Raw genomic sequence first — 26,482 nt, 5'->3', positions numbered from 1 at the left:
GCTGTGCGGAAAAGCCCCGCCCCCAAACCAACCCCGCACCAACCCGGCCCGCACGCCCGCACCTGCCACCACCAACCCACCGGTGCGCCCTGGGCGCCCCCCGCGAGGGAGTTACGCGACCATGACCCAGAGTCTCCCGCTCGATGTCACCGGCCCGCGCCGGCACCGCAACAACAGCACGATGCTCGAACTGGCCGACCCTGCCTGGCGCGCTGCGTCCGACGCCGGCCTGATCGGCGTCCACGTCGACACCCCCGACGCCAACAACCGGCTGGTCGTCCGCGAGACCGGGCACGAGTTCGTCAACATGTGCTCCGTCGGATACCTGGGGCTCAACCACCACCCGGCGATCATCCAGGGCGCGATCGACGCCCTCCAGGAGGCGCAGGCGACCTGGCTGGTGGTGTCGACCACCCGGATCCGCCACAACCTGCTGGTGCAGATGGAGGAGGAGCTCGGCGAGCTGTTCGGCGCGCACATCCTGCCGGGCACCTCCTGCACCGCACTGACCGCCGGGATCCTGCCGCTCATCGCCTCGGGGCACCTCACCGACGGTGAGCCGCTCGTGATGGTCTTCGACCGCTTCTGCCACTTCTGCATGTCCTACGTGAAGCCCGTGTGCGCGGAGGAGACGCTGGTCCTGACCTGCGACCACAACGACCTGGAGTACCTGGAGGAGATCTGCCGCAAGTACCCGCGGGTTGCGTACGTGGCCGACGGCGCGTACTCGATGGGCGGGGCGGCGGCGCTCGCCGGGCTCAAGGACCTCCAGGAGCGGTACGGGCTGTTCCTCTACATCGACGACTCGCACTCGCTGTCCATCATGGGCGAGCACGGCGAGGGCTTCGTCCGCTCGCAGCTCGAGATGAACGACCGGACCGTCATCGTCGCGAGCCTGGGCAAGGGGTTCGGCACGGGCGGCGGCATCGCGATGCTCGGCAACCGGGCGATGTTCGAGTTCCTGCACCGGCACGCCGGGCCGGTCGGCTGGTCGCAGAACATGTCGCTGCCGCTGGTGGGCGCCTCGCTGGCCAGCGCCGCGCTCCACCGCACGCCCGAACTGGCCGAACTCCAGCGGCGCTTGCAGGAGAACATCGACCACTTCGACGAGGTCTTCCCGACGCCCTTCGCCGGCAACGGACTTCCGGTGCGCCGGATCACCGTCGGCGAGGCGGACGACGCCGTACGACTGTCCGCCGAGCTGTTCGAGCGCGGCTTCTACAGCTCGGCGGTCTTCTTCCCCATCGTGCCGCGCGGCCAGGCCGGGCTGCGCATCATGCTCCGCGCCGATCTGACCACGGAGAAGATCGACGAATTCGCCGCCCACGTCAAGAACGTGCTGACCACCGTCTGACCCGCCGGCCGGGCCGGGCGCCGGGCCGAACACCCTGCCGGACGCCGGGCCGGACACGTACCGGGACTTCCGTGAGAGGACGCGCAGCACATGGACCAGGCAGATACGAACGAGCCGGGCACGAACCACACCCGGCGCTCCACGCCGACCGGATTCGAGCGGATCGGGGAGCAGCGGTACCGGGAAGTGGTGGGATTCCACTACGAGGAGTTCACCGTGGGCGACGTGATCGAGCACCGGCCCGGCCGGACGATCACCGAGATGGACAACGTGCTGATGAGCATGCTGTCCATGAACGACGCCCCGCTGCACATCGACGCGGCCTACGCCGCGACCCTGCCCTGGGGGCGCCCGATCGTGTCCAGCCTGGTGACGCTCAGCATCGTCGGCGGAATGACCGCGCGCAGCACCAGCGGCCGGACCGTGGCCAACCTCGGCTGGGACCACATCCGGCTGCCCGCCCCGGTGTTCGCCGGCGACACCCTCTACGCGCACAGCGAGGTCCTGGCCAAGCGGCTGTCCCGCAGCCGCCCCGGCGAGGGGATCGTGTCCTGCCGGACGACCGGCACCAAGTCCACCGGCGAGGTGGTGCTGGTCTACGAGCGCAGCTTCCTGGTGCCGTGCCGGAACGCGGAGTCCGCCGCCGATGAGGGCGGCTTCTACGCCGGTTCCCCGGACGCGAGTACGGTGCCGCCCGCGCCCCGGGAGTCGGTGTGAGGACGCTGCTGATCGGCAACAGCCGCACCGAGGAGATGGTCGGCGACCTCGCGGGCCTGTCCCCGCAGGCGCGCGAGGCGGCCGGGTACGGGGCCCACCGGATGCTGTGGTGGGCCCGGGAGGGCGACGTCCTGGTCCTGCCCACCGCGCCCGAGGACTCCTTCGCCGACTACGTCGCGGGCCTGACCGGCACGCCCCGCGACTCGCTCACCGTCCTCGTCCCGCCGCCCGGCCGCCTGGGCGACGGCCTGCTCACCCCGGACCGGCTGGCCGACGACCGGCTGCTCGACGCGCTGCGGAAGGCGCTGGGAAAGGCATTGGGGCCGGCGCCGTCCGGGCTGCGCATCCTGCCGGTCTACGCGGACACCGCCGTGGCCGGTCTCGCCCGCCGGATCGGTGCCGAGACGGCCCTGCCCGGCCACGCCTTCCACGCCCAGGGCGGCAGCGCCCTGGTCAACAGCAAGGCGGCGTTCCGGGCGGTGGCCGCCGGGGCGGGCGTGCTCGCCGCGCCCGGCACGGTCGTCACCGACCCGGGCGAGGCGGCCCGGGCCATCGGCGCCCTGCTCGGCGAGGGCCACTGCGCGATCCTCAAGCAGGAGTTCAGCGGCGGCGGGCTCGGCAACGAGATCCTGGCGCCCGGGCCCGGTGTCGAACCCGCGGGCGCGCCCCGCGTCGTGGTGCTGTCCGGCGACCCGGCGGTGGAGGCGTACGTCGCGGACCGCTGGCCGTGGCTGACCGAGGGCGGCCGGCACCGGCTGGTGGTGGAGCGGTACTACCCGGCCGCGACGCCGGTGTACGCGGAGTTCGACGTCGCCGACCACGGCGTCGACCTCGTCGGCACCGGGGAGATGCTGATGGACCCGGTGGTGGTCGGCGAGATCGTGCCGGCCCTGGCCACCCAACCGCCTGATGCCGTGGCCGAGTTGATCGCGGAGGGCCGGCGGTTGTGCGAGGCGTACCGGGCGCTGGGCTACCGCGGCACGATCAGCGCCGACGCGTATCGCACCGCGGCGGGCGAGATCCGCTTCTGCGAGGCCAACGGCCGTATCACCGGCTCCACCCACCTGCACACCGTGATGGGCGCCCGGCTGGTCGGGCCGGCACTGCGGCCGGGGCGCGTCCTCCTCGGCGGCGAGTGTCCCGCGCCGTCCTTCCCGGCCGCTGCCGCCGCGCTCGCCGCCGCCGGCCTCGGCTTCGACCCGGCGACCGGGACCGGCGTGGTGCTGGTCAACCACTTCGGGCCGGCGGCCGCGGCGGTCATGTACTGCGTCATCGCCGAGGACGTGGCCGGCGCCCGGGAGCGGCAGCGCGAAGTGGCGCCGCTGCTCGCCGGCGCCCCCGTCTGACCGGCCCGCGCCCCGGGCCCCCGCCACCACTCCCCCTCCAGGCCCCGCCACCGCTCCCCCTCCACCCGCAACCGAACGCCGAGGGAAGGCCGCACCATGCTCCTGAACAGCTACGACAGTTGGTCCCCGCTGCGCGAAGTGGTCCTCGGATCCGCCGACAACTACACCTCCCACGAGCGGGAGTTGTCCTTCGACCTGTTCTTCCACGACGAGACGCCGTACAGCCGCATCTACTACCCCCGGCACGCCACCCGCGGCGCCGACGACACGAAGAAGCGCTCCCCGATCAAGCAGCGGTACGTCGAGGAACTGCGCGAGGACGTCGAGCAGATGGCGGAGATCTTCACCCAGCTGAACATCACCGTGCACCGGCCGCTGCCGCTGGACGCCGCCACCGGCGAGATCCGTACCCCCGTCTTCGACGCCACCGTGATCCCGCCGCTCAACGTCCGCGACAACAGCATCGTGTTCGGCGACGAGATCATCGAGACGCCCCCGCTGGTGCGCTCCCGCTACTTCGAGACGCAGTTCCTCAAACCGGTCTACGCGGAGTACTTCCGCCGCGGGGCGCGCTGGACAGTGATGCCGCGCCCGCTGATGACCGACGCCTCGTTCGACCTGTCGTACGTGGCCGACGCCGCCAAGCCCGGATCGCTCATCGAGCAGGTCACCGACCCGCAGCCGTCCCCGTACGACACCGGGTTCGAGATGATGATCGACGGCGCGCAGTGCCTGCGGCTGGGCCGGGACGTGTTCGTCAACGTCTCCAACGCCAACCACGCGCTGGGCTTCGACTGGCTGGAACGGCACCTGGCCGGACGGTTCCGCGTGCACCGGCTGCACCGGCTGGCCGACAGCCACATCGACAGCTCGGTCCTCGCGCTGCGGCCCGGGCTGCTTCTGGTGCGCTCGACGGATGTCGCCGAGAAGCTGCCGAAGGCACTGCGGCGCTGGGACATGATCTTCCCGCCGGAGCCGCAGGACAACAACTTCCCCGACTACGACGACGACGACCTGGTCCTCACCAGCCGCTACATCGACCTCAACGTGCTGTCCCTGTCGCCGGACACGGTCATGGTCAACGCGGCCTGCCCGGAGCTGATCCAGACGCTGGAGAAGCGCGGGTTCACCGTGGTCCCGGTGCGCCACCGGCACCGCCGGCTGTTCGGCGGCGGACTGCACTGCTTCACCCTCGACACGGTCCGCGAGGGCTCGGCGCCCGAGGACTACCTGGAGGACTGAGCCGGCAGAGGCCCGGCGCCGCCCGCATGTCCGTACGGCCGTTGGCACGGAAGGGAGATCGACGACGATGGCGGAAGGCGCGACGATGCGGGCGGTGGTGCTGCGGCATTTCGGCGGCCCGGAGGAGCTGCGGCCCGAGACCGTGCCGGAACCCCGCGCGGGCGAAGGGGAGTCGCTGGTCGACGTCACCTACGCGGGGCTCAACTTCGCCGACCTGGAGATCCGCGAGGGCGTCTACGCCCCGCCCGCGCTGCCCGCCGTCCTCGGCGCCGACGTGGTCGGGCGGCGGCGCGGCGACGGGCGGCGGGTCGTCGCGCTGCTGCGCCAGGGCGGCGGTTACGCACAGGTCGCGGCGGTACGCGACGCGTACACGGTCGAGGTGCCCGACGGCATCGACGACGCCCAGGCGGTGGGCCTGCTGGAACAGGGCTGCACCGCCTACTGCGCCCTGGTCACCGCCGGGCGGCTGCGGCCCGGCGACAGTGTGGGAGTCGCGGCCGCCGCCGGGGGCGTGGGGCACCTCGCCGTCCAACTCGCCCTCGCGCTGGGCGCCCGCACGGTGACCGGAGTGGCGTCGACGGCCCGGAAGCGGGAGTTCGTCCGGTCGCTGGGCGCGCAGGCGGCGGTCGCCGAGCCCAGGGAACTGGCCGAGGCGGTGCCGGGCGGCGTCGACCTCTACCTCGATTCGGTCGGCGGCGCGGGGCTCACGGCGGGCCTGGCCGCTGTGGCACCCTTCGGGCGCCTGGTGTCGGTGGGCGGACGCGGCAAGGTGTCCGACTCGGTGGCGGTGGACGAGCTGACCGACCGGTCCGTGGGCGTGTACGGGCTGTGGATGCGCCGCGTCCTGGAGGCGCCCTCACTGTTCGCCCGCACCGCGGACCGGCTCTTCGCCCTGGCCGCCGCCGGCCTGCTGACCGCCCGGATCGACCGCGTCGTGCCGCTGGCCGAGGTGGGCGCGGCGCACGCGGCGATGGCGGCGCGCGAGACGATGGGGAAGGTGCTGGTCGACGTACGGGCATGAGCGGGGATACTCGAATGCTGCGGGTCAGGGCTGGTCGTCCATCAGGGCGATTGCGCGCGTCTCGGGAACTCCCAGCATCAGCAGGCTCGTGATCGTCGCTGCTCGGGCGCCGGGGGGCCCGTTCGACAGGTCGCTGTCCGCGATGGCGAACACGACGCCGTAGGCGAGCTGGCTGAGAATGCCCGCCGGCAGGTGCTGTGCGAACACGTCGCTGTCCTGGCCCCGTTGCACGAGGTCGGCGAGGAGTTCGTCGAGCGGCCCGAGCAGGCTGTGGATCGCCTCGCCGTACTCGCCGCGGCGCAGCGCCAGCAGCACTCGGTACCGGTGTGCCACCGGCCAGAGGCGGGCGACGAATTCGACCCACGTCGCGCCGGCTTCCGCGTCGGGGGTGTCGGCTTCGGTGAGCACGGCTGTCATCTCGGTGACGGCCCGTTCCGTGAGGGTGCGGACCAGGTCCAGGCGCGAGGGGAAGTGGCCGTAGACCGTGCGGCGGACGACGCCGGCGGCGGAGGCGATGTCGCCCATACCGGCGTCGGGGTTGTCTCCGAGCACGTCGAGGGCGACGTCGAGGATGCGATCGCGTGTCTCGTTCGTCGAGCGCGCGCGGGGGGACTCGGTGGGCACGACACCATTGTTGCACACCAGTGTGCAGTGAAGTAGATTGCACACCGGTGTGCAACGAAGGGTTGCGCCGTGCCTCCAAGCTCAGGAGAAGAGAGCAATGACCACACCGACACCACCGACCTCGACCCGCATCCGCCCGTTCACCGTCTCGATCCCGGACTCGCAGATCGACGACCTGAAGCGGCGACTGGCCGCAACCCGGTGGCCGGATCCGGAAACGGTGGACAACTGGTCGCAAGGGGTCCGCGTGGAGAACGCCAGATCCCTGGTCGAGTACTGGGAGCGCGGCTACGACTGGCGGCGCCTGGAGTCCGGGCTCAATGGCTTCCCCCAATTCCTCACCCGGATCGACGGGCTGGACATCCACTTCATCCACGTCCGGTCCAGAAATCCCCACGCGCTGCCGCTGATACTCACCCACGGATGGCCGGGCTCCATCATCGAGTTCCTGAAGCTGATCGGCCCGCTGACCGATCCGGTGGCGTTCAGAGGAGACGCCGCCGACTCATTCGACGTCGTCATCCCGTCGCTCCCCGGATTCGGGTTCTCCCAGAAGCCCACGCAGACCGGGTGGACCGTATCGCGCATCGCAAACGCGTGGGTGGAACTGATGAAACGCCTCGGCTACACCAGATGGGCCGCACAAGGCGGCGACTGGGGTGCCGTCGTCACCACCGCCCTCGGAGCCATGCAACCCCAGGGGCTTGCCGGAATCCATCTCAACACCCAGTACGCCTTCCCCGCACAGATACCCGACACCTTGTCCCCCGAACAGCGCCACGCCGTGGAGAGCCTCGCCCTCTACACCGGCGAACTCGGCGGGTCGAACCACCTCCAGGGCACCAAGCCGGAGACCATCGGATTCGCCCTGGCGGACTCCCCCGCCGGCCAGGCAGCCTGGATCTACGAGAAATTCCAGTCCAAGACCGACAACCACGGACTCGCCGAGGACACCCTCGCCATGGACGACATGCTCGACGCGATATCCCTCTACTGGTTCACCAACAGCGCGGCATCGTCCGCCCGCATCTACTGGGAGAACCGATCCGCCACTTTCGCCGGCCCGAAACTGACACTCCCGGTCGCGGCAACCGTCTTCCCCAAGGACATCCCACGCCTGCCACGAAGCTGGATCGAAGACACCTACAGCAACCTGATCCACTACACCGAGGCCGACAACGGCGGACACTTCGCGGCCCTCGAACAACCCGAAACCCTGGTCAACGAAATCCGCACCGGCCTACGCACCCTCCGCACCCTCCGAACCTGACACCAACGCTTATTGCCCTCTCACACCCCGCCCGCCCGTACGGCTGGCACGCGCGGCGGTGGCGCGGCGGCGGCCCAGTAGCGCTCACGAGCCGGCCGACTCCCCCACGGCCGCCGCGGAAACAGGCAGGTCGGCGGCCCCACGCAGTCCCGGAGTGAGGACCGCGACGAGCAGGACGGCGCCGACGCAGAGCAGTCCGCCGCCGATCAGGGCCGTGCCGCCCGACGTGGCGTTCGCGGTGGAGCCGGCGAGCATGTTGCCCAGGTCCGGGCCGGCCTGCCCGACGATCTGTTCGGCGGCACTGACCCGGCCGCGCAGGTCGTCGGGGGTGCTCGTCTGGACCACGGTGCCGCGGGACACCACCGAGACGGTGTCGGCGGCGCCGGCCAGCACGAGGCAGGCCAGCGCGGCCCAGGGGTCGGTGGACAGGCCGAAGAGGGCGATCGCCGCGCCCCAGGTCACGGATCCGCCGATCATGACCAGGCCAGGGCGGTCCAGCCGGGTGAACGCCCCGGACAGCAGGGACGCGGCGACACCGCCGACGGCGATGGCCGTCAGGAACAACCCGAGGGTTCGCGGGCCGCCGCCGAAGCGTTCGGCGTTGACCAGCGGAAACAGGCTCACCGGAAACGAGAGCACGGTGGCCGCCAGGTCGGTGAGCAGAGCGCCGCGGATGACCGGCGTGCGCAGCAGGAAGGCCAGCCCCTCCCGTACGCCGCCCGGAGCGCTCCTGGCCCGGTCGCCGTCGGGCGCCATCCGGGGCAGGCCGAGCGCGCCGTACATGGCCGCGGTGAAGGTGAGGGCGTCCACAAGGTAGCAGCCGCCGACGCCGGCTCCGCTCACCAGGACACCGCCGAGGGCCGGTCCCGCGAGGAGGGTGCCCTGGAAGGAGATACGGTTCAGCGCCAGGCCGGCGGCGAGCTGCTGCTTGGGCAGCAGGCGCGGGATGAAGGCGCGGGCCGCCGGTCCGCTGCCGGCCACGAAGCAGGACTGCGCCGCGACGAGCGCGAGCACTCCCGGTGCGGGCAGGTGTCCGGCGAAGCCCTGCACGGCGAGCAGCAGCGAGCACACCGCCTGGCCGCAGGTCGCGATCAGGTAGAAGGTGCGCCGGTCGACGCGGTCGATGAGCGATCCGGCGTACAGCCCGAACGCCGTGAGCGGAAGGGCCTGCGCGAGGCCGACGGCGCCGGTCCACAGGGTGCTGTGCGTGCTGTCCCAGACCTGGAACATGACGGCGACCAGGGCCATTTGGCTGCCGAACCAGGACAGTGCCTGCCCTGCCCACAGTCGGCGGAACGCCGGTGAGGACCGCAGCGGATCCACGTCGAGCAGTGCGCGCCTGACCCCCACGGCCGCCAGCGTAATGCCTCACGGCCGCTGAGCGCGCGGTGTCGCACCGGAGTTGTCCCGTAGCCGTGCGCAACTGGCCGGAAGAACAACCGAAATACCGGTGAAATCACCGCGGCCCACAGTGGTGCGACAAAAAGTTGACGTGCGCCGGGCAAGTCCGGCGCCGCCCCTCCCCGCTCAGGAGGCCGCCGCCGTGACCGCCGTATCGGAACCGTCCGGACCATCCGCCGAGCCTGTCGCCGAGGAGCCCGCCAGGAACTCGCCCGCGCCGGCCCCGCCCCCGGCCGCCGGCGAACCGATGCCGCGGGCCGGGCGGCTGGGGCTGCTCGGCCTCCAGCACGTGCTGGTCATGTACACCGGCTGCGTCACCGTCCCCCTGGTCTTCGGCGCCGCGGCCCACCTGAGCGGCTCGACGATCGGCCTGCTCGTCAACGCCGACCTGCTCGTCGCCGGACTGATCACCCTGCTCCAGTCGCTGGGCATCGCGCGGCTGCTGGGCGTGCGGCTGCCGGTGGTGGCCGGCGCGACCTTCACCGCGGTCACCCCGATGATCCTCATCGCGGGCCAGTACGGATTGCAGGCCGTCTACGGCTCGATGATCGCCGCCGGGGTGTTCGGGCTGATCGCGGCGGTGCCGTTCGCCCGCGCCGCGCGCTTCTTCCCGCCGCTGGTCACCGGGTCGGTCATCACCGTCATCGGGCTGTCGCTGATCGGCGTGGCCACCGGCCTGATCGCCGGTCAGGACAGCACCGCGAAGGACTACGCCCGTCCCTCGCACCTCGCGCTGGCCGCCGGTGTGGTGCTGCTGATCGTGCTCGTGCACCGCTTCACGAGCGGCTTCCTGGCGCAGATCGGGGTGCTGCTCGGGCTGGTCGTGGGCACGCTGATCGCGATCCCGATGGGGCTGACGGACTTCTCGTCGGTGGGCGGAGCCGACTGGTTCGGCGTCACCGCGCCCTTCCACTTCGGTGCGCCGAAGTTCCCGGTCGCCGCGGTGACGTCCATGTGCGTCGTGATGCTGGTGACCTTCACCGAGTCCACCGCCGACATGCTCGCGGTCGGCGAGATGACCGGCCGCCGCGTCACCCCCGCCGACCTGGCCCGCGGGCTGGCCGCCGACGGCGTCTCCGGCGTGCTCGGAGGCGTGATGAACGGTTTCCTCGACACGGTCTTCGCCCAGAACGTCGGCCTGGTCGGCATGACGCGGGTACGGACCCGGTACGTCACCGCGGTCGCCGGCGCCCTGCTCGTCCTGCTCGGCCTGATACCGAAGATGGGCCAGGTGGTGGCGTCCCTCCCCGGCCCGGTGATCGGCGCGGCCGCCCTGGTGATGTTCGGCACGGTCACCGCCGTGGGCGTCCGCACCCTGCTGAAGACCGGCCTCCACAGCTCCGACGACCTGATGACGGTGGCCGTCGCCCTCGGCGTCGGCATGGTGCCCGTGGTCGCCCCGGGCGTCTACCACGCCTTCCCCACCTGGGCCCAGGTCGTCGGCGGCAGCGCCATCACCAGCGCGACCCTCGCCGCCTTCCTCCTCAACCTCCTCTTCCACCACACGGGCGCCGGCCGTCCAGGAGGCGCCGTGGACTGAGCGGGCAGGGGCGGCCGGGCGCAGGGCCGGGGCCTCGTTGTCAGTGGGGTCTCCTAGGGTCGGCTCATGGGTTTTACGACGGATGCCCGGCTGGTGGCCGGGCCCCTTGAACGCTGGTTCCTGGACGTGGTTTTCACCCCGGGGACGCCGCTCGGCAGATGTGCAGGCAAGGACGAGGCGGTCTTCCACCGTGTCGTCGAGGTGACGGAAGTGACCACGATCCGGGTGCCGAGCGGCCGATTAATCGTGGACACGCCATGGCCGGACGAGTACGAGTTGCCGCTGCGGATACCGGCCGGGCGGGAGCTGGTGGAGCGCATTCCGCCGGGCGTCCACCGGGTGGAGGCGGCCTGGATCGAGGGGCCGTACGAGTTCTTCGGCGAGCAGTACGACGGCCGGGAGGTCGGCGCGACGCGGCTGTGCGTCAGCGACGAACCGGTGGTGGCCTGGGAGATGGGCCTGGCCGTCGGGGACGACGTCGAGAAGGTCCGGCCCGGTGACCGGATCGGGTTCAGCACCGAGACGAACACCGGGAGCTTCGCCGACGCCTCCGCCTGGCCGGCGCTGGCCGCTCCCTTCCTCGCGTTCTGGCAGCAGGACCGGGACGGCGAGCGGCGGCCCCGGGCCACGACGACCCTTGGCGGCGGCCACTTCGAGTTCTCGAGCGACGAGGCCCACCAAGCGGATCTGGTGGCGCTTCCCGCCACCGAAGGACCCAACGTCGCCTGGCTGGGGCGGACAGAGACCGGGGCCATCGCTTCGATCGTCATCATGGGCGGCTCCTGCGAGTACTCCGAGGGCCCTTCCGTCTGAGGTGTGCGGTGGGCGGGGGAACGGTCTACCACGGCACGTGGCCGCGGCAGACCGACCCGCACCGCAAGCCAGCCGTTACGGCGTCCGGCCGGTGGCCCGCCCGCTGCCCGGGATGGTGGCACGCCCCGCACCGGGGCGCCGGCTTCGCGGGCAGCGGACCGCGTCGTCCTACCGCTCGTCCCGCAGTCGGGACGCCAACGAGGTGAGCGGCGCGGTCTCGTCGGTGTGCCCCTGGGAGATCAGGTGGGTGACCGCCGCGTCGAGGCGGGTAAGGGCGGGGATGGGGCGCTCGAGGTAGATGCCCTCCACGACGCATGCGAGACGGACGCACTCGGCCCATTCGCCGGCGCGGTCGTCCTCCGGTGCCGGGTCGCCGAGCAGGCCGCGGGCCTCGTATCCGGCAGCGCGGGCCTCGTCGGCGACCAGGGCGGCGTCGTCGAGGACGGCGAGGGCGTCGGCGAGACCGTCGGGGCCCTGCTGCTCGGCCTGCAGGCGGGCGAGTTCGCGCAGGCAGTTGCTGAGCTGCTCGTAGCGGGGGGGCTCGGGCGTGGGCGGCGAGCGCCTGGACCGCGGCCTCGCGGGCCGGACCGAACTCGCCGGCTTCGACGCCTCCCAGTCGTCCGCCCGTACCGCGTCCGTCAGCGCGAGCACCCGCGCGTCCCCGAGCGCGCGCAGCGTGTACATTCCGTTCTTCTGCCTGCGCTGGACGGGAAGGGCGTGCGGGTCCGCCGCCGGTCTCTCCGCACCACCCCTGCCCAACAGCTTGCCGAACATGCCGCGCCCTCCCCTGGTCCCGCGTGATCGTCCGTGCAGGATATGCGGTCCCACTGACACCGCATCACATGATTTTCAGTGGTGTTTCACGCCCCTTGCGCGGGTCCCGGCCGTTCGCTCAGTCGAAGGGCAGAGCGCGCCGGAAGACGACCATGTCCCGGCCCGGGCCGTTGTAGTCCGGCACGACCGCCGCGTCGAAACCGAGGCTGCGGTGGAAGGCGATCGAACCGGCGTTGCCCGGGGATGTGATCGCCTTCAGGCGGACGGCGCCGTGGCGGTGGGCCGCGTCGGCGAAGGCCGCGTACAGGCGGCGGCCGAGGCCGGTGCCGCGGGTGTCGTCGCGGGTGGCGATCAGGTGTACGTAGCCGGTGCCGGTCGGGGTGACGAAACCGATGACGTAGCCACGGATGCCGTCCTCGGCCCGGGCGGCCAGGAAGGTCTCGCCGAACTCGTGGACCAGTGCCGACAGGTGGAGGGGCCGCAGGTCGCGCTCCCCCCAGTAGCGATGGTGGTCGGCGAGCACCTGGTGGAGGTCGTCGATCCCGGCCGGTGCGATGTGTTCGGGCATGACAGGGATCATCCCAGTCGCTCGCCGGCGCCCTCTCGTCGAGGCGGACCCGGCGCACGGAGCCGCGCTCCTCGCCTTCCCACCCGCCCTGTCCGGCGCGTGACGCAAAGGTGAGGGTCGTCCGCCACGACCCTGGACGCGGCTTTCGGACGCTTACTTCAGATGTGTCCACGAAAGCCCGCTGAGTGTGCTTCTGCCGGAATGACCGTACGGCCTTCCCGCGCGGAGTCGTCAGGGGCAACCCGCGCCACACTTCTCCCCTTCCGGAACAGCCGCCCCACACCCGGGCGCGCGGTCCGTGCCGCCGGCGCGGCGCCCTTCATGAACGGAATGGCCGATACCGGCGGGCCCCGAGATCGAATACACGGCTTTACGGTCACCGTTTTCCGGACACGCGCCATTCCCCGCCTTGACGGTGCACTTGCCCGCGGCACATCATGCGTGGGCATCGCGGAATACCCCGGGGGGGAGTATTCGGCGCCCCACGAGTCATGCGCCGAAAAGCGGCTCCGCCATGTTTTCCCGAGGTTGCCCTGCCCTGTGAAGCACCGGCTATTCCGCGTGCGGCAGGCACGATCCGACACGCACGGCACACACAGGCCGACGCGCTTTCCCCGATGGGCCCGGTATTCCGGAGCGCCCGCACCCGGGGAGGAAACGCGCCTCGCGCCAACAATCCCCCACACTCTGCGGAATTCCGCATTCCGCGCATTTCAAGGAGACAGCGTGACGCCGAAACGAGCACGTCTCACCGGCCGGTCCGCCCTGGCGGCCGCGACCGTGGCCGCCCTGGGGGCCGCCGGCACCCTGGTCGCCGTTCCCGCCGCGCAGGCGGCCGCACCGGTGGCCGCCGCGTCCACCACGTCCACCGCGGCGCACGGCGCGACGAGCACGACGTTCGTCATCCCGCCCGGCGTCAGCACGTACAAGGCCTCGACCGGCGCAGCCGGCGTCACGGTCACCCGGTCGCCCAAGGTGTCGCCCAACGTCGCGATCACCTGCACGGTGACCGCCTCCGAGCCGTTCCGCTTCTACGGCGGTCCCTTCCCGTGGCCCAGTGGCGTGGAGGGCATCGCGCACACGACCTGCTCCAACATCGTGAACTCGATCGACATGCTGGTCGTGCTGTTCAAGGGCACCACGGCGCTGTCCTCCAGCGAGCGGATCAGCTACCAGACGCTCCAGGCCGCCGCGGACACCGAGTACCAGTACAGCTCCGGGAGCTATCAGACCGGCGCGATCGCCTCGGTCACCTTCCCCGACGGCTCGTCCGGAACCAGTTCGCCCGCCTACAGCGCGGTGACGACCATCCCGTAACCCGTGGCGCGGCCCGGCGCCCGCGCGTACCACCCCACGCCCTCCGCGTACGGCCGCCGGCGCACACCCCCACGGGCGAGCCCCTGCCGGATTCCCCGGCAGGGGCTGGCCCACCGTCCGCTGCCCGCTCAGAAGTCCTGGTCGTACTCCGCGGCCTGCGGATCGGCGACCACGTGCATCGCGGCCTCCTCGGCGGACGCGGCGCCGCCGGAGATGCCGACATCGGTCGCCCACAGGTCGGCCTCCTCGCCGGGGGCGAGGGGGACGGCCGGATCGTGGGAGACCAGCCGGCCGCTGCGGTACTCCCCCGCCTCGGGGTCGAGGAGTTCGCCGTCGGCCAGGCTGTCGCCGACCCCGTCCCCGGCGTACGGCTCGACGTCGGGCTCCTCCTCGGCGAGCAGTTGGTCCAGTGACTCGCCCTCGCGTTGCTCCCGCGCGGTGACGCCGTACCGGTTGACGGCCAGCGGGCGCTCCGGCGGCGAGTAGCCCTCGTCCTCGGCATCCTCGACACCGCGGTCGAGCAGGGTGTCCTGCGGGTCCAGGAGCCCTTCGTCGTCCTGCACCTCGGAGCCGTCCGGCTGGTAGACCTCGTCACCCATCAGTTCTTCGTCGGGCATGGCCCACCTCCACAGCACGCGGCATCACCTGTTCGGGTACAACCTACGGGTCCACGTTTCGCACCGCGATGTCCGCCGGGACGCCGGCCCGATCGAGCCCGCTCCAGGCGTGCCCGCGGGCACCACGCGGGCCTCACCAAGTGCGCCACCTGGGACCGACCGCACGCCTCCTCCTCCCGGCCGGGCGGCGCCTCGGGCCCCTGGTGAATTACGCGGCCTTTCCCGTGGCGGGATCCGGCCGCTTCGGGAAGGGCATGGCCGCGGCCCGCGCGGCACTCGAATTCACAGCCCCGTAATAATGGTCTTCGCCGGGTTGATCGATACGGCGACGATCCGGCGGCGGGCGGCGGGAAGAGGGGGGCGGGCCGGTCTTGACGCGCCGAGAGCGGCGCAGCATGCTGGTGGGCACCATTCGGGGCCGGACATTTCCGTACCGGGATTCCCACCGGAGCGATGCCGAGACGTATCGCCGGATGTGCCCGCTCGCCGTATTACGGATTCACACGCGTGATCTCTGTACCACCTCGTGACGGAACACCGCGCCAAGGGCGCTGTCCTGACGCAAGGAGATCTGGACCGGATGACGCCGCCGAAAAGTCGGAGAGGTCAGAGGAACTGCCGTCGCACGGCGCTTTTGCGGGGCTCGATGTGAAAGGCGGGTGCGCGGGCGGCAGACCGGCCCCGTCCTCCGGTACGCGTCGCGCCGCCGCACTACCGGTCGGGCGAACGGGCTCCCCGAACGAGCCCCCGGCCCCGGACCGGCTCGGCACGCCCCCGTCCCCGCCGCCGGAGCGACAAGAGGCCCTGCGCCAACAGGCCCACCTCGAACGGGCCGAACGCCACCCCGACGCCCTCCCCCGCGTCCTGGAACCGCCGACGGCCCCGCCCGCCACCGGTTGCCGCACCGCGGCCCACCGGCTGGCCCCGGCTCTGACCCTGGCCCTGGCCTGCCTGCCGATGACACCGCTCGGCCCCCGCCGTCCCCCGAACGCCCCGGGCCCCCGTCCCCGGCGGTAGCCCCCCGGCCGCACCGGACCGTCGGGCCCGATCGGCACGCGTGAGACCACAAGGGTGAGTACCGCTTCCGTACGGACACCGCGTGCGGCACCCGGGGCGTTCGCGTGAATCGGCGCCGCAGGATCAGCGCAGGGTGATCAGGTACACCTCGTGCGTCCGGTCCCGCTGGAGGCGCGTCGCGGCGCGGTCGCTGGTGAAGACCACGACTCCGCGGTCCAGCGCGGGCCAGGTGTTGTTCCCGCGGGTGGTCACCTGGGCGGCGGGCGACCAGCCGGTCGCGCTGTCGAAGGTGGCGGTGAAGATCTTCCAGCGCCAGTCCGCGGCGCGCGAGTCGTACCAGACCGCGCGGACCGTGCCGTCGGGGCTCTGGCTCAGCACGGCACGCTGGCTCATGGCGGTGGGTTCGAGGGCGACCTGCTCGTACGGGGTCCAGGTCGTGCCCCCGTCGGAGGAGCGGGCGGCGCGCAACTGGAGGTTGGCGCCGGAGCTCTGCAGGGCGCCGCTCTCCCAGGCGGCGACGATCGTGCCGTCGGCGGCGAAGGCCAGGGCGGGGTGCCGGTCGGCCCGGTCGGTGACCGCGCTGACCTGGACCGGGGTGCCCCAGCCGCGCCCCGGCGAGGTGCGTACGGCGGCCAGGATCTGCCAGTTGTCCGGGTCGGTGCCGCCGCTCGCCGACTGGCCCGCGGGCGGGGTGTGGCCGGTCCACAGCGGGTCCGGGTCGTAGCGGTCGTCCTGCCAGGCGATCACCGCCCGGCCGCGGTCGTCCGTGCCGATCGAGGGGAAGAGGGAGGCCGGGTAGCGGGGCGAGCGGGCGTCGTTGGCGGTGCCGGCGCTGACCGTCTTGCCGGCCGCGGAGATGTTCACCGGCGCGCTGTCGACGCCCACGACCTGTGCGTAGACGTCGAAGGCGCCGCCGCTGTTCTCGGCCCAGGCGACCAGCGGGTGGCCGCCGTCGACCAGCGCGAGCGCCGGGTGGACGGCACGGCCCCGGCCGGAGCCGAGCTGACGGGGCGCCGGGAAGGAGCGGCCGCTGTCGGTGCTGTGGGCCAGCATGATCACCGGCCGGTGCGGCTGCTCCAGGCCGCGTTCGTCCTGCCAGGCCACCCACACGTGGCGGCCGGACACCGCGATGCGCGGGGAGCGGGCGGTCGCGGAGTCGCGGGAGAGCGTGACGGTCCGGGTGAGCCGGCCCTTGGCGTCCAGCCTGCGGTAGACCACCTTCGTGGCCTGGTTCTCGTGGACCTCGGCCACGATGTGCGTGGTGTCGCCGTCGACGGCCACGTCCGGGAAGCCGGCGAAGCCGCCGGGTTCGCCGAACACGGCGCGGGCCGGGTCGGCCGTACGGTCGGCGGCCGGCAGCGCGATCTCCGGCCGGGGCTCGGCGGGCGCGCCGACGGACAGGAAGACCGGCGAGGTGGCGCCGCGCAACTGGTCCGGCAGATCGGGGTTCGCATTCGCGCCGGAGATGCCGCCGGGCGAGCGGGCCTCCACCCGGTACCAGGTGTGATCCGCCGCGCCGAGGGCGAGCGGGAGTTCGTGCACCTCTTCCGCCTGCTGCACGGTGAACGTCGCCACGGGGCCCGCGGACCGGCCGGGCGCGGCGTACACGTGCACGGTCATGCCCTGGCCGCCGCGTACGGTGACGCGCAGGGCGGCCTTCTTCGGCAGGCCGTGGCGGGGCAGGACGATCTCGTCCCCGCCCAGCGCCTCGAAGACGCCGTCGCCGTCGGCGTCCGCCTCGATCGTCAGGAACGGACCCTGGATGTTCTGCGACACAGTGGTGTGCCCGGCCCGGAACCCGTCGAGCACGGCCCGTACGGAGCGGCGGGCGGCGAGGACGTGCGTGGTCGGCTGGCCGGGTCCGGCGATGCCCCACAGCTCGCGGAAGTGGCAGTCGCTGGCCGCCGAGACCCCGAAGCGGAATCCGGCGTTCCAGCGGTTCTCTGCGTAGTCGACCTCGGCGTCCGGGTCGCTGGCCACGTTCAGCACCTCGACCAGGTCGGCGCCCTGGACGCTGGCGTTGTCGTTGACGCCGGCGGCGGGGGTGTACTCGCCGTCGTCGGGGTGCGCCTGCGACCAGACCGCGTTCTGCGCGTGCGCGTCCCAGACGGACTGCTGGACGTGCCGGTAGGACGCGGAGCCGGGCGGGTTGGCGCCGTCGACGATCACGTCCACCGCGCCGAGCACGATCGCGTGCGGGGAGCCGTTGGCCTCCTCGCCGGGGATCAGCAGCAGTTCCGACGACGTCCACTGGGGGTCCCAGTGCTGGTCGTAGGTGCGGTGGTCGGTCAGCGGCATGAAGTCCAGGCCGGTGCGCTCGCCCTGGCCGATCTGGTCGCCGACGGGCAGGTTGCCCGGCTGCGTCTGCTTGGACGTCTGCCGCGGCAGGCTGCCGTCCGAGGAGTGGTCGTCGTGGACGTGGGTGTCGCCCGCCAGCCACTGCCCCCGCGCGGTGGTGCTCCCGTCGCCGTACGGACCCGGGCCGCCGTCGTGGCTGCCGGAACCGGCCCCGGGCGCCGGGGTCGCCGCCTCGGCCTGGCCCGCGCCGACCCCGGCGGCCGCGACGGCGGCACCGGCCGCGACGACGAGCGTCCGTCGGGTGAGGTCTGCCGCTCTCGGTTCCTGGTCCGGAACGGGAGTGTGTCTCGTGGTGTCCATGTGCGTGTGCTCCTTCGTCCGTCGCCCGCGTACCCGGGTGATCATCGGATCGGTTGCGACGCTAGGAACCGCCCGGCGCGGCACCGTGAACCTGCCGGGAACCGCTGGTGCCGTCATCCGTAACAGTGCGATGAGCTGCGCCGACCGTGTGGACGCCGGGAGTGCGGGTCCGTGGCCGGTTCGCGGCCGGCGCCGCGCGGCCGCTTGCTGCGAGTGGCCTCGCGCCCCTCCGTTCTCCCGTGAGCCGTCGGTCCGCCAAGTGCCGCCGTTTCGCGAGCCGTTCGGCCGTACTCTGGGAGCCGCGCGTACGACGGTGCTCCGGCGTACGCCCACCGCGTCCCGTGGGCCGCCGACAGCAGGGAGAGCCACATGAGCGAGGAATCGGCGCGGCCGGACGGGGATGCGGAGGACGGGCGGAGGGGGCACGACGGGCCCGACTTCTCCAGCCCGGGCTTTTCGAGTCCCGACTTCTCGAGCCCGGACTTCACCGGTCCCGACGACGTACCCGAGATCCCGGACTACCAGCCGCCGGACTTCGAGGTTCCGCCCTTCGAGGGCCCGGACTACGAGGCCGAGGACACCGACGACCTCGTCCCGGACGAGGCCGGCTTCTCCAGCCCGGATTTCTCCAGCCCCGACTTCACCTCGCCCGGCCCGATCGACGACGACTCCCACGACAAGCCGGGGGTCTAGCCGCCCGGCGCTGTGCACGCTGAGTTCGCCGACGAGGGCGTGCAGGGTGGGGTCGTCCGGGTATTGGGCGGCGACGAGACGCAGATAAGCGGTGACGGTGCGGGCCTGGTCCTCCCAATCGGGAAAGAGGTCGCGTGCGGCTGAATCCAGGAAGGTGAAGCGGGCGATATTCGGTGCTCGCCCCCGCTCGTCCGGCCCCAGGCCAAGCACGCACGTGAGGGCGTCGAGGACCGAGTCCGAGATCCGGTGGCTCTCGCCCTGCTCGAGCCGCGTGTAGTAGGTGACGCTGATGCCCGCGGCAAGCTCCTCTCGTCGCAGGCCCGGCACCAGTCGCTGGCCGAAGCTGGACAGGCCTGCCTCCTCAGGGGTGACGGCGGCACGCCGACTGCGCAAGAACGCGCCGGGTTCCGTCGAGGACGACCACGGACTGCTGCTCATGATCCGAGTCTTGCGCGGAACCGTCCGGCAGCCTGCCCGCGCGGGTGTCACCCGGCACATTCAGTGACGGAACTCCGGCGCCCGAGTCCGGTGACTCGCGATGCGGACGAGGTGCGAAGATGCACTCGTGGTGACCGATGCCGAGTGGACTCGGATTCGGAGGGGGCTGCGGTTCGGGCAGGTCTTCGAGGGCATCGTCGTGAAGGTTCCTCGGCCTGGCACGATCGGGATCTTCGTGGATATCGGCCTGAGCGTCGGGGGCTTCGTTGACGGCCTGTTGCTTCCGGAACATAGCGACGACTGGCCGGCGGAAGGCACCGTTGCCGACTTCGAGGTCTGGTGGGCCGACAGCCGTCAGCAGATCCGGCTGAAGCCGTCGGACCCACGGTATCTGCGGAGCGACTTCACAGACTTCGCGCGACGTTTCCGTCCAGATTGGCCGTCCGAGCTCGGCCGGACTGTTCGTGATCCCGGCCCAGCGACCCGCGATGAGATGCGGGGGACACTTCGACTTGACGGACCGCCGGCCAACTCTCCGTAAGGTCCGATGACGTGACCGGCTGTTGTGGCGGGGCTGCGAGCTTGCCGTGACCGGTGGCCACAGCCTCGCGGCGGCGCAGGCAGGCCCGGTTCTTACGGGAGGGGTACACCCTGTCGGCGCGCACGTAATCGGACCGATCCGTGGCACGGCTCGATCACCAGGCCCCCGGAGGCGGCGAGGTGGCCGGGCGCCCACGCCCATCCGCGCAACCTCTTCGTCAGGAAGTGGCCGGAAACGGGAACCGCACGTCGGTGAGTTGTTCCGACAGTTCCCACAGACGGCGGCCGGTCCGGGGATCGGCTGCCGCGGTGGACAACTGCACTTGCGTCGGGCCGCCGCGCAGCTCGGCGAAGCCGTCCGGCCCGATGAACTCACCGCCCTCCACGTCCGGGGCGGTGGCCGCGTACAGCTGGGGCAGTGCACCCTGTTCCGGGGGCTGGGCGAGCGGGGCGAGGACGCGGCCGAACAGCACCTTCACCATGCCGACCGGCGCGCTTGTTTGGAGGTTGGTGGAGGCGTAGCCGGGGTGGGCGAGCAGGCTGCGCACCGGGCTGTCGGCCGCGGTCAGCCTCCGGTGGAGTTCCCATCCGAAGACGGCGTTGGCGAACTTCGACTGGTTGTAAAACCGCATGGGCGAATACGTGCGCTCGCCGGAAAGGTCGTTGAAGTAGAGGTGCCCCTGCCGGTGGTTGGTCGAGCTTACCGTGACTACGCGGGGGTCTTTGCCGTCGGTCAGCAGGTCGAGCAGTAGACCGGTGAGCGCGAAGTGGCCGAGGTGGTTGCAGGCGAACTGCAACTCGTGGCCCTGGGCGCTCAGTGAGCGGGGCGGCGCCATCAGGCCGGCGTTGTTGACGAGCACGTCCAGCCGCGGATGATCGGCGCGCAACTGATCGGCGAACGCTCGGACCGAATCGAGATCGGCCAGGTCGAGGCGGCGCACCTCAAGGTCGGCGCCAGGCTGCTCAGCGGTGATCTCTGCGGCGGCCCGGTGGCCTTTCGCCTCGTCGCGTACGGCGAGGATCACGTGCCCGCCCTTGCGGGCGAGTGCCCGGGTGGTCGCCAGGCCGAGGCCGCTGTTGGCTCCGGTGACGACAAACACCCGCTCGGCCTGGTCCGGGATCCGATCGGTGGTCCAGCGCTGATTCTTCCCCATGCGGCACACGTTGCCGTACATGGCACTCGGTGTCAAGTAGTTACCAAGTGCCATGGATGGCATGGCGGTAGGATTGCCCGGTGAGCTCCCGCCCCGAAGTCACCATGGCCCAGCGCAAACGCCAACTCGTCTCCAACGAGCTGAGCGAAGCGGCGCTGCAGCTACTGGCACTGAAGGGGTTCGACGCGGTCACCATCGACGAGATCGCGGCCACCGCCGGCGTGTCCAAGCGAACGTTCTTCCGGTACTTCGCCTCCAAGGAGGACGTGGTCGTCCAGTTCCTGGCCGACATGGGCACCGGCATGCGCGCAGCGCTGGCGTCTCGCCCCATCGAGGAGCAGCCTTCCGCGTCCCTGCGGCACACCGTCTGGGTCTCCATGGCAGCCTGCGCCGACCATTCCGACAGAGCATTGCGCGTGGTTCAGCTGATTCTGCGCACCACCGCCCTGCGCGCACGCTTCCTGGAGCACCAGGACCAGTGGCGCGACGACCTGGCAGCAGAGTTGGCGCAGCGCCTGGGGCTCGACGCTGACACCGATCTGTACCCGCAGTTGGCCGCCGGGATGGCGCTCACCGCCTTCGACGCCGTGCTGCAACGGTGGAGCGGTAGCGACGGTGCCGAGGACCCCGCCGCATTGACCGACCGGGCCTTCGCCACAATTGCCCCGGCGTTGGACTCTGTTGAGTGAGCTGTCTTGCAGCCGGCGAGAGATTTGCTCCCAGAGCAGTTCGGTCAGCCACGATGGCAGCGCGGGCGCAGGTCTCCCCGGTGATCACAGAGCGTCGCAACTCCATGATCAGCAGGGTCGTGGGCCCGGAGCAGGCGCCCGGCCAGGCGGGGGGCGTTTTCGCTCCGGGCGCCGTACGACAACAGGTGCAGGCGCAGTGCGCGCGCTCGTACGGCTGAACTGCACATTCCGCCCATGTACCCCGCTGGGCAGGGCATTTGGCGGGGCTCCGGGGCGCGGTACGGGCCGGTGAGTGGGGCGACGGCAATCTCGAAGTGGTCGCGCGGGCGAACGCGGGGTGACGCTCATGTGCCCTGACGTCCCCCACACGGAGGATGAGCCATGCCCGAAGGGAAGAACCGTGCGGTAGTCCTCGGCGCCAGCATGGCGGGCCTGCTGACGGCCGCCGTGCTGAGCAGAACCTACGACTCGGTGACCCTCGTGGAACGGGATGTCCTGCCCACGTCCCCCGCGCACCGGCGCGGCGTCCCGCAGAGCCGGCACACCCACGCGCTGCTGGCCAGCGGCGTACGGCAGTTGGAGGAGTTCCTGCCCGGGCTGGCCGACGAGGCGGTGGCCGCCGGAGCGCATCAGGGCGACCTGCTCGGCAACATCCGCTGGATCATCAACGGCCACCGGCTGCGCCGCATGGACATCGGCCAGCCGATGCTGTTCTGCGGCCGCCACCTGCTGGAGGATCTGGTACGGACCCGGGTGCGCGCGCTGCCCGGGGTGGAGTTCGCCGACGGCCGGGACGTCATCGAGCTGACCGCAACGGCGGACCGGCGGCGGGTGACCGGAGTGCGGGTCGGCGCGCAGGGCGCGGAGGATCAGGCACTGACGGCGGACCTGGTGGTCGATACGACCGGGCGGGCGTCCCGGATGCCGAGGTGGCTGACGGACCTGGGGTACGAGCCGGCGCCGGTGGAGCGGATGGCCGTGGACGTCGGGTACTCCACCCGCAGGTACCGCTTTCCCGAGGGCTTCCTCGGCGAGGACCGGCTGGTCCTGCTCGGCTGGACACCCGACAACCCCCGGGCCGCGGGCATGGTGGCCCTGGAGGACGGCACCCATTTCGTGACGCTGGCGGGCCTTCTGGGCGACCATCCGCCCACCGACCCCGACGAGTTCACGGACTTCGCCGAGACCCTCCAGTTCCCCGACGTCATCGACGCGATGCGCGCGGGCGAGCCGCTGGACGACCCGGTGGCCTTCCGCTACCCGGCCAACGTACGGCACCACTACGAGCAGGTGCGCGACTTCCCCGACGGCCTGCTGGTGCTGGGCGACGCGGTGTGCGCGTTCAACCCGCTCTACGGGCAGGGCATGACGTCGGCCGCGTTGCAGGCCGCCGCCCTCGGCCGGGTGCTGGCCGACGGCGGAAAGCCGGACTGGCGCACCTACTTCAAGGCCGCGGCAGCCGCGGTCAACGACGCGTGGGACATCACCACGGCGTCCGACCTGGTCTTCCCCGGAGTGCCGGGAAAGCGCACGCCAAGGGTGCGGGTGATCAACGCCTACCTGGCGCGGCTGCACGCCGCGGCCGAGACCGACCCCTCGCTGTCCGAGGCGTTCGTACGGGTCACGGGCCTGATCGCGCCGCCGCAGAGCCTGCTGCGGCCCGACCGCGCGGTCAAGGTCCTGCTGCACGGCGGCCGGAGCGTGGGGCCAGGGCCCCGGACGGGCGTACCCACGCCGGAAAAGGTCCGCCCATGAGGAGCGCCCTCTTGGGGCCGTACTCCCGTACGGCCCCGCCGCGGACCGGGGCCGCCGACAACGGGGTCGGCGGCCCTGCGGATCCGAGGCTCGCAGTCGTATTGCCGCGCGGTCGGGCGCCCGCACGGCACAATGATCGTCATGACGGACTACCTGCCCAGCGCTGCCGACGGTTCCTCGTTCTCCCTGTGGTCGACGCGCTCGTTCCTGTCGATCGGTTCCGCGGGATCCGTACTCTCCATCGGTTCCGTGGGATCGGTACTGTCGATCGGCTCGGTCGGCTCCTCGCTGTCCATCGGTTCGATCGGCTCGGCCATGTCGATGATCTCGATGGCCTCCCTGCAGAGCACGGGCTCCGTCATGTCGGTCCAGGCCCGCTGGTCCTTCCTGGCCGCCGACCCCAAGCGCATCCTGCGCTCCCCCGGCTCCCTCACCGTCCTCGCCACAAGCGGCCTCGCCCTGGCCGGCGCCCTCGCCCTGCGCACCCGCACGAGGCGCTGACGCCTGGTCGCGGGGGCTCAGCCCTGCGAGCAGTTGCGATAGGCAAGGCCGATCGTGCTCACCGCGGCGGAGGACCGCATGGTGGTCCCCTCCGCATCGTCTCGGCAGAGAAATTTTACCGAGCCGTCCCCGAATTCCAGCCTGAACACAATTTCATAGGACGAGATCCGGTAGGTCGACTTTTTTCGCGGCGCGACAGTGCCCAGTACTTCATGGTCCTTGCAGCCCGTGTCTTCTCCGCACCACGAGACGTTGACCGCGGTGCGCGAATCGTTCAGGAGAGCAACAGGCTCGACCTGAGCCGGGTCGGTCGGGTCAACGCAGCTCACGGACGTCGCGCCGATGCCGACCAACAGCAGAGACCACACCGCTTGCGCTCGCAGACGGGAAGGCGCTGCGCATATTCTGCCGGTCACAACACTCCACGGACGGGGGGCGGGGGCCTTGCGGCCCCGGCTCCGCGGCAGCATACCGGCCACATGATTGGGCCATTAGCGGGTCAGGGGAAACCAGATGCCCTGAGCGGTGCGGAGAGGTCGCCGGGACGTGCTTTCGTCACCGGGCCGCGGGAAGGCCGTCCCCATCCGTTCGTGCGTCCGCATTGCCGAGCTCCCTCCGTTGATGGTCCGCGTGCACGCCAGGGGCGGGGTCGCAAGGCGCCGGGTCGGCCCGGCTTCATGCGGCTGCCGCCCCCGCGGTGACACGCGGTCCGCCGTTCGTCTGACCGGGAGACTAGGCGGGCGTGACCGCGACCGGCCTTGACGATGCGTGCCCGGTACTTGTCGATGCGTGCTTTCTTCCGAGGGCGGCTTCCCAGGGTCTATTCGTGGCCGGGCGCCGCCGCGGCCTGGTGGCGGTAGTCCTGGGGCGCGGTGCCGTAGGCGGCGCGGAAGGCGCGGGTGAAGGTCGAGTGGCCGGTGAAACCCCAGCGGGTCGCGATGCGGTGCACCGGCAACTCGCGGAGCGCGGGGTCGGCGAGGTCGCGGCGGGCCCGTTCCAGGCGCTGGCGGCGGATCCACGCGGCGACAGTGGTGCCTCGGGGCCCGAACAAGCGGTGCAGGTGGCCGACCGAGATGTGATGAGCGGCGGCGATGGTTGCCGGGGACAGCGTGGGGTCGTGGAGCTGCTTGCGGACGAAGGAGTCGATGCGCAGCAGCAGCGCGCGGTGGCGTGCGTCGTCCGGCACCGCCGTCTCGGCGTCCAGGTGGTGGGCGACCACCGCGGTCAGCAGGTCGTGGGCGATGCTCCCCATACGGACCAGGTCGACCGGACGGTGGTCGCCCGGCTCGCCCGTCACGTCGGTCAGGAGCTGCGTGAGCAACCCGCCGAAGCCCGAGCCCCTCCCCGCCGGCAGCGGCCGCGCCAGCAGCCGGCCGAGCCCTGCGAGCGGTAACTCCATCTGGGCGCGCGGCACATGCGCCGACACCACCGTCGTCGTACCGTCGCCCGTCGCCACCCCTATCCGGAACGGAAGCGAGCTGTCGTACAGCGCGAGCTGGTCCCGGCCGACCTCGGTCTCCCGCCCCGACTGGCTCACCACCAGGCCCCCGTTCAGCGAGAGGATCACCGAGAGCACCTCCGGATCAGCCCGCCGGATCAGCCGCGGCGTACGCAGCATGGCCGCCGGGGTCGCGGCGAGTTCCACCACCTTCATCGACGCGAGGTCCACATGCCGCACCGTCGCCTCGAACACCCCGTCCGCCTGGCTGACCAGCCTCATCGGCAGAACACTGCGGCCGAAGAGCTCATCCGCGGCGGCCAGCCGCTCCCCCGCCGGCAGTTCCCCGCTCCGGAACATCCCCTGCAACATGGTCCTCCCCCATCCCACGTCTTTCCCCACAGTGTGCCGCCGGCCGACCACGGGGGCGCAGTGCTCTGCGCCACACGTAAGGACGCCAAAACCGCAGGATCGAGTGCGTCTGGCGTGCGGCGTTCGTCGCCGATGCTCGCCGGCCACCTCGTCGGCAGACAGCAGTGCCCTGGTCCACGTGACGTGAGTGGACGCCGGGGCGGAGCCGATGGTGTTGTGCGGCCCGTATGTGCGGGTGCGCGATCCGCACACCGAGCAGATGCCCGAACCGCGTACGGGCCACGTGCACGCCGGACCGCTTGGCCGGCGGGCGGCCGCCCCGCTACCGGCGGTAACCACTGATCATGGCAGGAGCAGACACCGGCCGAGATGCGTCACCGCCGACAGCGGCGGGTCCGTGATCGTGGTGCGCGAGGTGCCGGATCTGCCGGCCCGCGCGGTGGTGGCCGCGGTCAGGGACGGCCGGCACACCCGTTCGGCGCAGGCCGCGGCCTGGTCACGCACGCGGTCCGGCACCACACGCACTGCCCGGTAGCCGTCCCGGCCCGCAGCCGTTGACCCCCTGGCCACGGTTCGCCTGGCCTGGCACGTGGGTCGGGTCGGGGGGACCGTGGAGATGCACG

23 protein-coding genes and 3 pseudogenes are annotated in these 26,482 nt (G+C 71.7%); 14 read left to right on the top strand and 12 right to left on the bottom strand.

From position 1 onward, the window contains the following. Positions 1-121: 121 nt before the first annotated feature. The 5 genes from ITX44_RS18010 to ITX44_RS17990 all read left to right on the top strand — a co-directional run bounded on the left by ITX44_RS18010 (position 122) and on the right by ITX44_RS17990 (position 5,680). Positions 122-1,354: an 8-amino-7-oxononanoate synthase family protein gene (locus tag ITX44_RS18010; RefSeq protein WP_205358291.1), complete on the top strand. Its 1,233-nt coding sequence runs from the start codon at positions 122-124 to the stop codon at positions 1,352-1,354. A gap of 90 nt (positions 1,355-1,444) precedes the next feature. Then, positions 1,445-2,071, top strand: coding sequence for a MaoC family dehydratase (locus ITX44_RS18005; RefSeq protein ID WP_205358290.1), 627 nt, complete (start codon positions 1,445-1,447; stop codon positions 2,069-2,071). Beyond that, entirely contained in the window at positions 2,068-3,417 is a 1,350-nt protein-coding gene (locus ITX44_RS18000) for a preATP grasp domain-containing protein (RefSeq protein WP_205358289.1), read from the top strand. Before ITX44_RS18005 ends, ITX44_RS18000 begins: the two co-directional genes overlap by 4 nt. Positions 3,418-3,513: 96 nt before the next feature. Next, entirely contained in the window at positions 3,514-4,659 is a 1,146-nt protein-coding gene (locus tag ITX44_RS17995) for a glycine amidinotransferase (protein WP_205358288.1), read from the top strand. 67 nt (positions 4,660-4,726) lie between these two features. Continuing rightward, the gene (locus ITX44_RS17990; protein WP_236060966.1) at positions 4,727-5,680 is read left to right on the top strand and encodes a quinone oxidoreductase family protein; all 954 of its coding nucleotides are present in this window, start codon (positions 4,727-4,729) and stop codon (positions 5,678-5,680) included. Between the two features lie 24 nt (positions 5,681-5,704). On the opposite strand, the gene ITX44_RS17985 is transcribed toward ITX44_RS17990, so the two are convergent. Further along, the gene (locus ITX44_RS17985; RefSeq protein ID WP_205358287.1) at positions 5,705-6,304 is read right to left on the bottom strand and encodes a TetR/AcrR family transcriptional regulator; all 600 of its coding nucleotides are present in this window, start codon (positions 6,302-6,304) and stop codon (positions 5,705-5,707) included. A 97-nt stretch (positions 6,305-6,401) separates the two neighbouring features. Here ITX44_RS17985 and ITX44_RS17980 point away from each other — a divergent pair, with 97 nt between their 5' ends. Next, the gene (locus ITX44_RS17980) at positions 6,402-7,574 is read left to right on the top strand and encodes an epoxide hydrolase family protein (protein ID WP_205358286.1); all 1,173 of its coding nucleotides are present in this window, start codon (positions 6,402-6,404) and stop codon (positions 7,572-7,574) included. 84 nt (positions 7,575-7,658) lie between these two features. On the opposite strand, the gene ITX44_RS17975 is transcribed toward ITX44_RS17980, so the two are convergent. Beyond that, positions 7,659-8,924, bottom strand: a complete 1,266-nt coding sequence (locus ITX44_RS17975; protein WP_205358285.1) for an MFS transporter — start codon at positions 8,922-8,924, stop codon at positions 7,659-7,661. A gap of 193 nt (positions 8,925-9,117) precedes the next feature. Between ITX44_RS17975 and ITX44_RS17970 the strand changes: the two genes are divergently transcribed. Beyond that, entirely contained in the window at positions 9,118-10,515 is a 1,398-nt protein-coding gene (locus ITX44_RS17970) for a nucleobase:cation symporter-2 family protein (RefSeq protein WP_307795336.1), read from the top strand. A 66-nt stretch (positions 10,516-10,581) separates the two neighbouring features. Next, the gene (locus ITX44_RS17965; RefSeq protein ID WP_205358284.1) at positions 10,582-11,328 is read left to right on the top strand and encodes a DUF4241 domain-containing protein; all 747 of its coding nucleotides are present in this window, start codon (positions 10,582-10,584) and stop codon (positions 11,326-11,328) included. Positions 11,329-11,496: 168 nt separating this feature from the next. On the opposite strand, the pseudogene ITX44_RS17960 reads toward ITX44_RS17965, so the two are convergent. The 3 genes and pseudogenes from ITX44_RS17960 to ITX44_RS17950 all read right to left on the bottom strand — a co-directional run. Further along, positions 11,497-11,932: pseudogene (locus tag ITX44_RS17960) on the bottom strand (hypothetical protein); the annotation flags it as partial. Next, positions 11,923-12,102: pseudogene (locus tag ITX44_RS17955) on the bottom strand (hypothetical protein); the annotation flags it as partial. The pseudogenes ITX44_RS17960 and ITX44_RS17955, both read right to left, overlap by 10 nt. A gap of 118 nt (positions 12,103-12,220) precedes the next feature. Beyond that, positions 12,221-12,670 (bottom strand): GNAT family N-acetyltransferase, encoded by a 450-nt coding sequence (locus ITX44_RS17950; protein WP_236060961.1) that lies wholly within the window; start codon positions 12,668-12,670, stop codon positions 12,221-12,223. A gap of 726 nt (positions 12,671-13,396) precedes the next feature. Here ITX44_RS17950 and ITX44_RS17945 point away from each other — a divergent pair. Further along, complete coding sequence (locus tag ITX44_RS17945; protein ID WP_205358282.1) at positions 13,397-13,987, top strand: hypothetical protein; 591 nt, start codon at positions 13,397-13,399, stop codon at positions 13,985-13,987. 128 nt (positions 13,988-14,115) lie between these two features. On the opposite strand, the gene ITX44_RS17940 is transcribed toward ITX44_RS17945, so the two are convergent. Beyond that, entirely contained in the window at positions 14,116-14,604 is a 489-nt protein-coding gene (locus ITX44_RS17940; RefSeq protein ID WP_205358281.1) for a DUF5709 domain-containing protein, read from the bottom strand. A 1,140-nt stretch (positions 14,605-15,744) separates the two neighbouring features. Beyond that, positions 15,745-18,279, bottom strand: a complete 2,535-nt coding sequence (locus ITX44_RS17935; protein ID WP_236060994.1) for a CehA/McbA family metallohydrolase — start codon at positions 18,277-18,279, stop codon at positions 15,745-15,747. Between the two features lie 369 nt (positions 18,280-18,648). Between ITX44_RS17935 and ITX44_RS41095 the strand changes: the two genes are divergently transcribed. Beyond that, a complete protein-coding gene (locus ITX44_RS41095; RefSeq protein WP_236061097.1) occupies positions 18,649-18,972 on the top strand; it encodes a hypothetical protein in 324 nt (107 codons plus the stop codon). Between the two features lie 18 nt (positions 18,973-18,990). On the opposite strand, the pseudogene ITX44_RS41090 reads toward ITX44_RS41095, so the two are convergent. Next, a pseudogene (locus ITX44_RS41090) lies at positions 18,991-19,410 on the bottom strand (helix-turn-helix domain-containing protein); the annotation flags it as partial. A 127-nt stretch (positions 19,411-19,537) separates the two neighbouring features. On the opposite strand from ITX44_RS41090, the gene ITX44_RS17930 reads away from it, so the two are divergent. After that, complete coding sequence (locus ITX44_RS17930) at positions 19,538-19,951, top strand: hypothetical protein (RefSeq protein WP_205358279.1); 414 nt, start codon at positions 19,538-19,540, stop codon at positions 19,949-19,951. Between the two features lie 217 nt (positions 19,952-20,168). On the opposite strand, the gene ITX44_RS17925 is transcribed toward ITX44_RS17930, so the two are convergent. Beyond that, positions 20,169-21,104 carry an oxidoreductase gene (locus tag ITX44_RS17925; protein ID WP_205358278.1) on the bottom strand — a complete coding sequence of 312 codons (936 nt, stop codon included), beginning with the start codon at positions 21,102-21,104 and terminating at the stop codon, positions 20,169-20,171. A gap of 104 nt (positions 21,105-21,208) precedes the next feature. Here ITX44_RS17925 and ITX44_RS17920 point away from each other — a divergent pair, with 104 nt between their 5' ends. The 3 genes from ITX44_RS17920 to ITX44_RS17910 all read left to right on the top strand — a co-directional run bounded on the left by ITX44_RS17920 (position 21,209) and on the right by ITX44_RS17910 (position 24,049). Then, entirely contained in the window at positions 21,209-21,793 is a 585-nt protein-coding gene (locus ITX44_RS17920) for a TetR family transcriptional regulator (protein WP_205358528.1), read from the top strand. A gap of 381 nt (positions 21,794-22,174) precedes the next feature. Then, positions 22,175-23,548, top strand: a complete 1,374-nt coding sequence (locus ITX44_RS17915; protein ID WP_205358277.1) for an FAD-dependent oxidoreductase — start codon at positions 22,175-22,177, stop codon at positions 23,546-23,548. A 141-nt stretch (positions 23,549-23,689) separates the two neighbouring features. Next, positions 23,690-24,049, top strand: a complete 360-nt coding sequence (locus ITX44_RS17910) for a hypothetical protein (RefSeq protein WP_205358276.1) — start codon at positions 23,690-23,692, stop codon at positions 24,047-24,049. Positions 24,050-24,066: 17 nt separating this feature from the next. On the opposite strand, the gene ITX44_RS17905 is transcribed toward ITX44_RS17910, so the two are convergent. The 3 genes from ITX44_RS17905 to ITX44_RS17895 form a co-directional block, all read right to left on the bottom strand. Further along, positions 24,067-24,465 (bottom strand): hypothetical protein, encoded by a 399-nt coding sequence (locus tag ITX44_RS17905; protein WP_205358275.1) that lies wholly within the window; start codon positions 24,463-24,465, stop codon positions 24,067-24,069. Positions 24,466-24,869: 404 nt separating this feature from the next. Next, positions 24,870-25,847: a helix-turn-helix domain-containing protein gene (locus ITX44_RS17900; RefSeq protein ID WP_236060957.1), complete on the bottom strand. Its 978-nt coding sequence runs from the start codon at positions 25,845-25,847 to the stop codon at positions 24,870-24,872. A 354-nt stretch (positions 25,848-26,201) separates the two neighbouring features. After that, entirely contained in the window at positions 26,202-26,363 is a 162-nt protein-coding gene (locus ITX44_RS17895; RefSeq protein ID WP_205358273.1) for a hypothetical protein, read from the bottom strand. Positions 26,364-26,482: the final 119 nt, after the last annotated feature.

This window comes from Actinacidiphila acididurans (assembly GCF_016918855.1).
GTDB classification, from domain to species: Bacteria; Actinomycetota; Actinomycetes; order Streptomycetales; family Streptomycetaceae; genus Actinacidiphila; species Actinacidiphila acididurans.
The sequence above is the reverse complement of the archived record's forward strand: the minus strand, read 5'-3'. Positions and strand labels throughout refer to the sequence as shown.

Excerpts from the sequence above, each read along its gene's own strand:
- ITX44_RS18010 (WP_205358291.1), top strand. The coding sequence starts at position 122 with ATGACCCAGAGTCTCCCGCTCGATGTCACCGGCCCGCGCCGGCACCGC.
- ITX44_RS18005 (WP_205358290.1), top strand. The coding sequence starts at position 1,445 with ATGGACCAGGCAGATACGAACGAGCCGGGCACGAACCACACCCGGCGC.
- ITX44_RS17995 (WP_205358288.1), top strand. The coding sequence starts at position 3,514 with ATGCTCCTGAACAGCTACGACAGTTGGTCCCCGCTGCGCGAAGTGGTC.
- ITX44_RS17990 (WP_236060966.1), top strand. The coding sequence starts at position 4,727 with ATGGCGGAAGGCGCGACGATGCGGGCGGTGGTGCTGCGGCATTTCGGC.
- ITX44_RS17980 (WP_205358286.1), top strand. The coding sequence starts at position 6,402 with ATGACCACACCGACACCACCGACCTCGACCCGCATCCGCCCGTTCACC.
- ITX44_RS17965 (WP_205358284.1), top strand. The coding sequence starts at position 10,582 with ATGGGTTTTACGACGGATGCCCGGCTGGTGGCCGGGCCCCTTGAACGC.
- ITX44_RS17950 (WP_236060961.1), bottom strand. The coding sequence starts at position 12,670 with ATGCCCGAACACATCGCACCGGCCGGGATCGACGACCTCCACCAGGTG.
- ITX44_RS17940 (WP_205358281.1), bottom strand. The coding sequence starts at position 14,604 with ATGCCCGACGAAGAACTGATGGGTGACGAGGTCTACCAGCCGGACGGC.
- ITX44_RS17935 (WP_236060994.1), bottom strand. The coding sequence starts at position 18,279 with ATGGACACCACGAGACACACTCCCGTTCCGGACCAGGAACCGAGAGCG.
- ITX44_RS41095 (WP_236061097.1), top strand. The coding sequence starts at position 18,649 with ATGAGCGAGGAATCGGCGCGGCCGGACGGGGATGCGGAGGACGGGCGG.
- ITX44_RS17925 (WP_205358278.1), bottom strand. The coding sequence starts at position 21,104 with ATGGGGAAGAATCAGCGCTGGACCACCGATCGGATCCCGGACCAGGCC.
- ITX44_RS17920 (WP_205358528.1), top strand. The coding sequence starts at position 21,209 with ATGGCCCAGCGCAAACGCCAACTCGTCTCCAACGAGCTGAGCGAAGCG.
- ITX44_RS17915 (WP_205358277.1), top strand. The coding sequence starts at position 22,175 with ATGCCCGAAGGGAAGAACCGTGCGGTAGTCCTCGGCGCCAGCATGGCG.
- ITX44_RS17910 (WP_205358276.1), top strand. The coding sequence starts at position 23,690 with ATGACGGACTACCTGCCCAGCGCTGCCGACGGTTCCTCGTTCTCCCTG.
- ITX44_RS17900 (WP_236060957.1), bottom strand. The coding sequence starts at position 25,847 with ATGTTCCGGAGCGGGGAACTGCCGGCGGGGGAGCGGCTGGCCGCCGCG.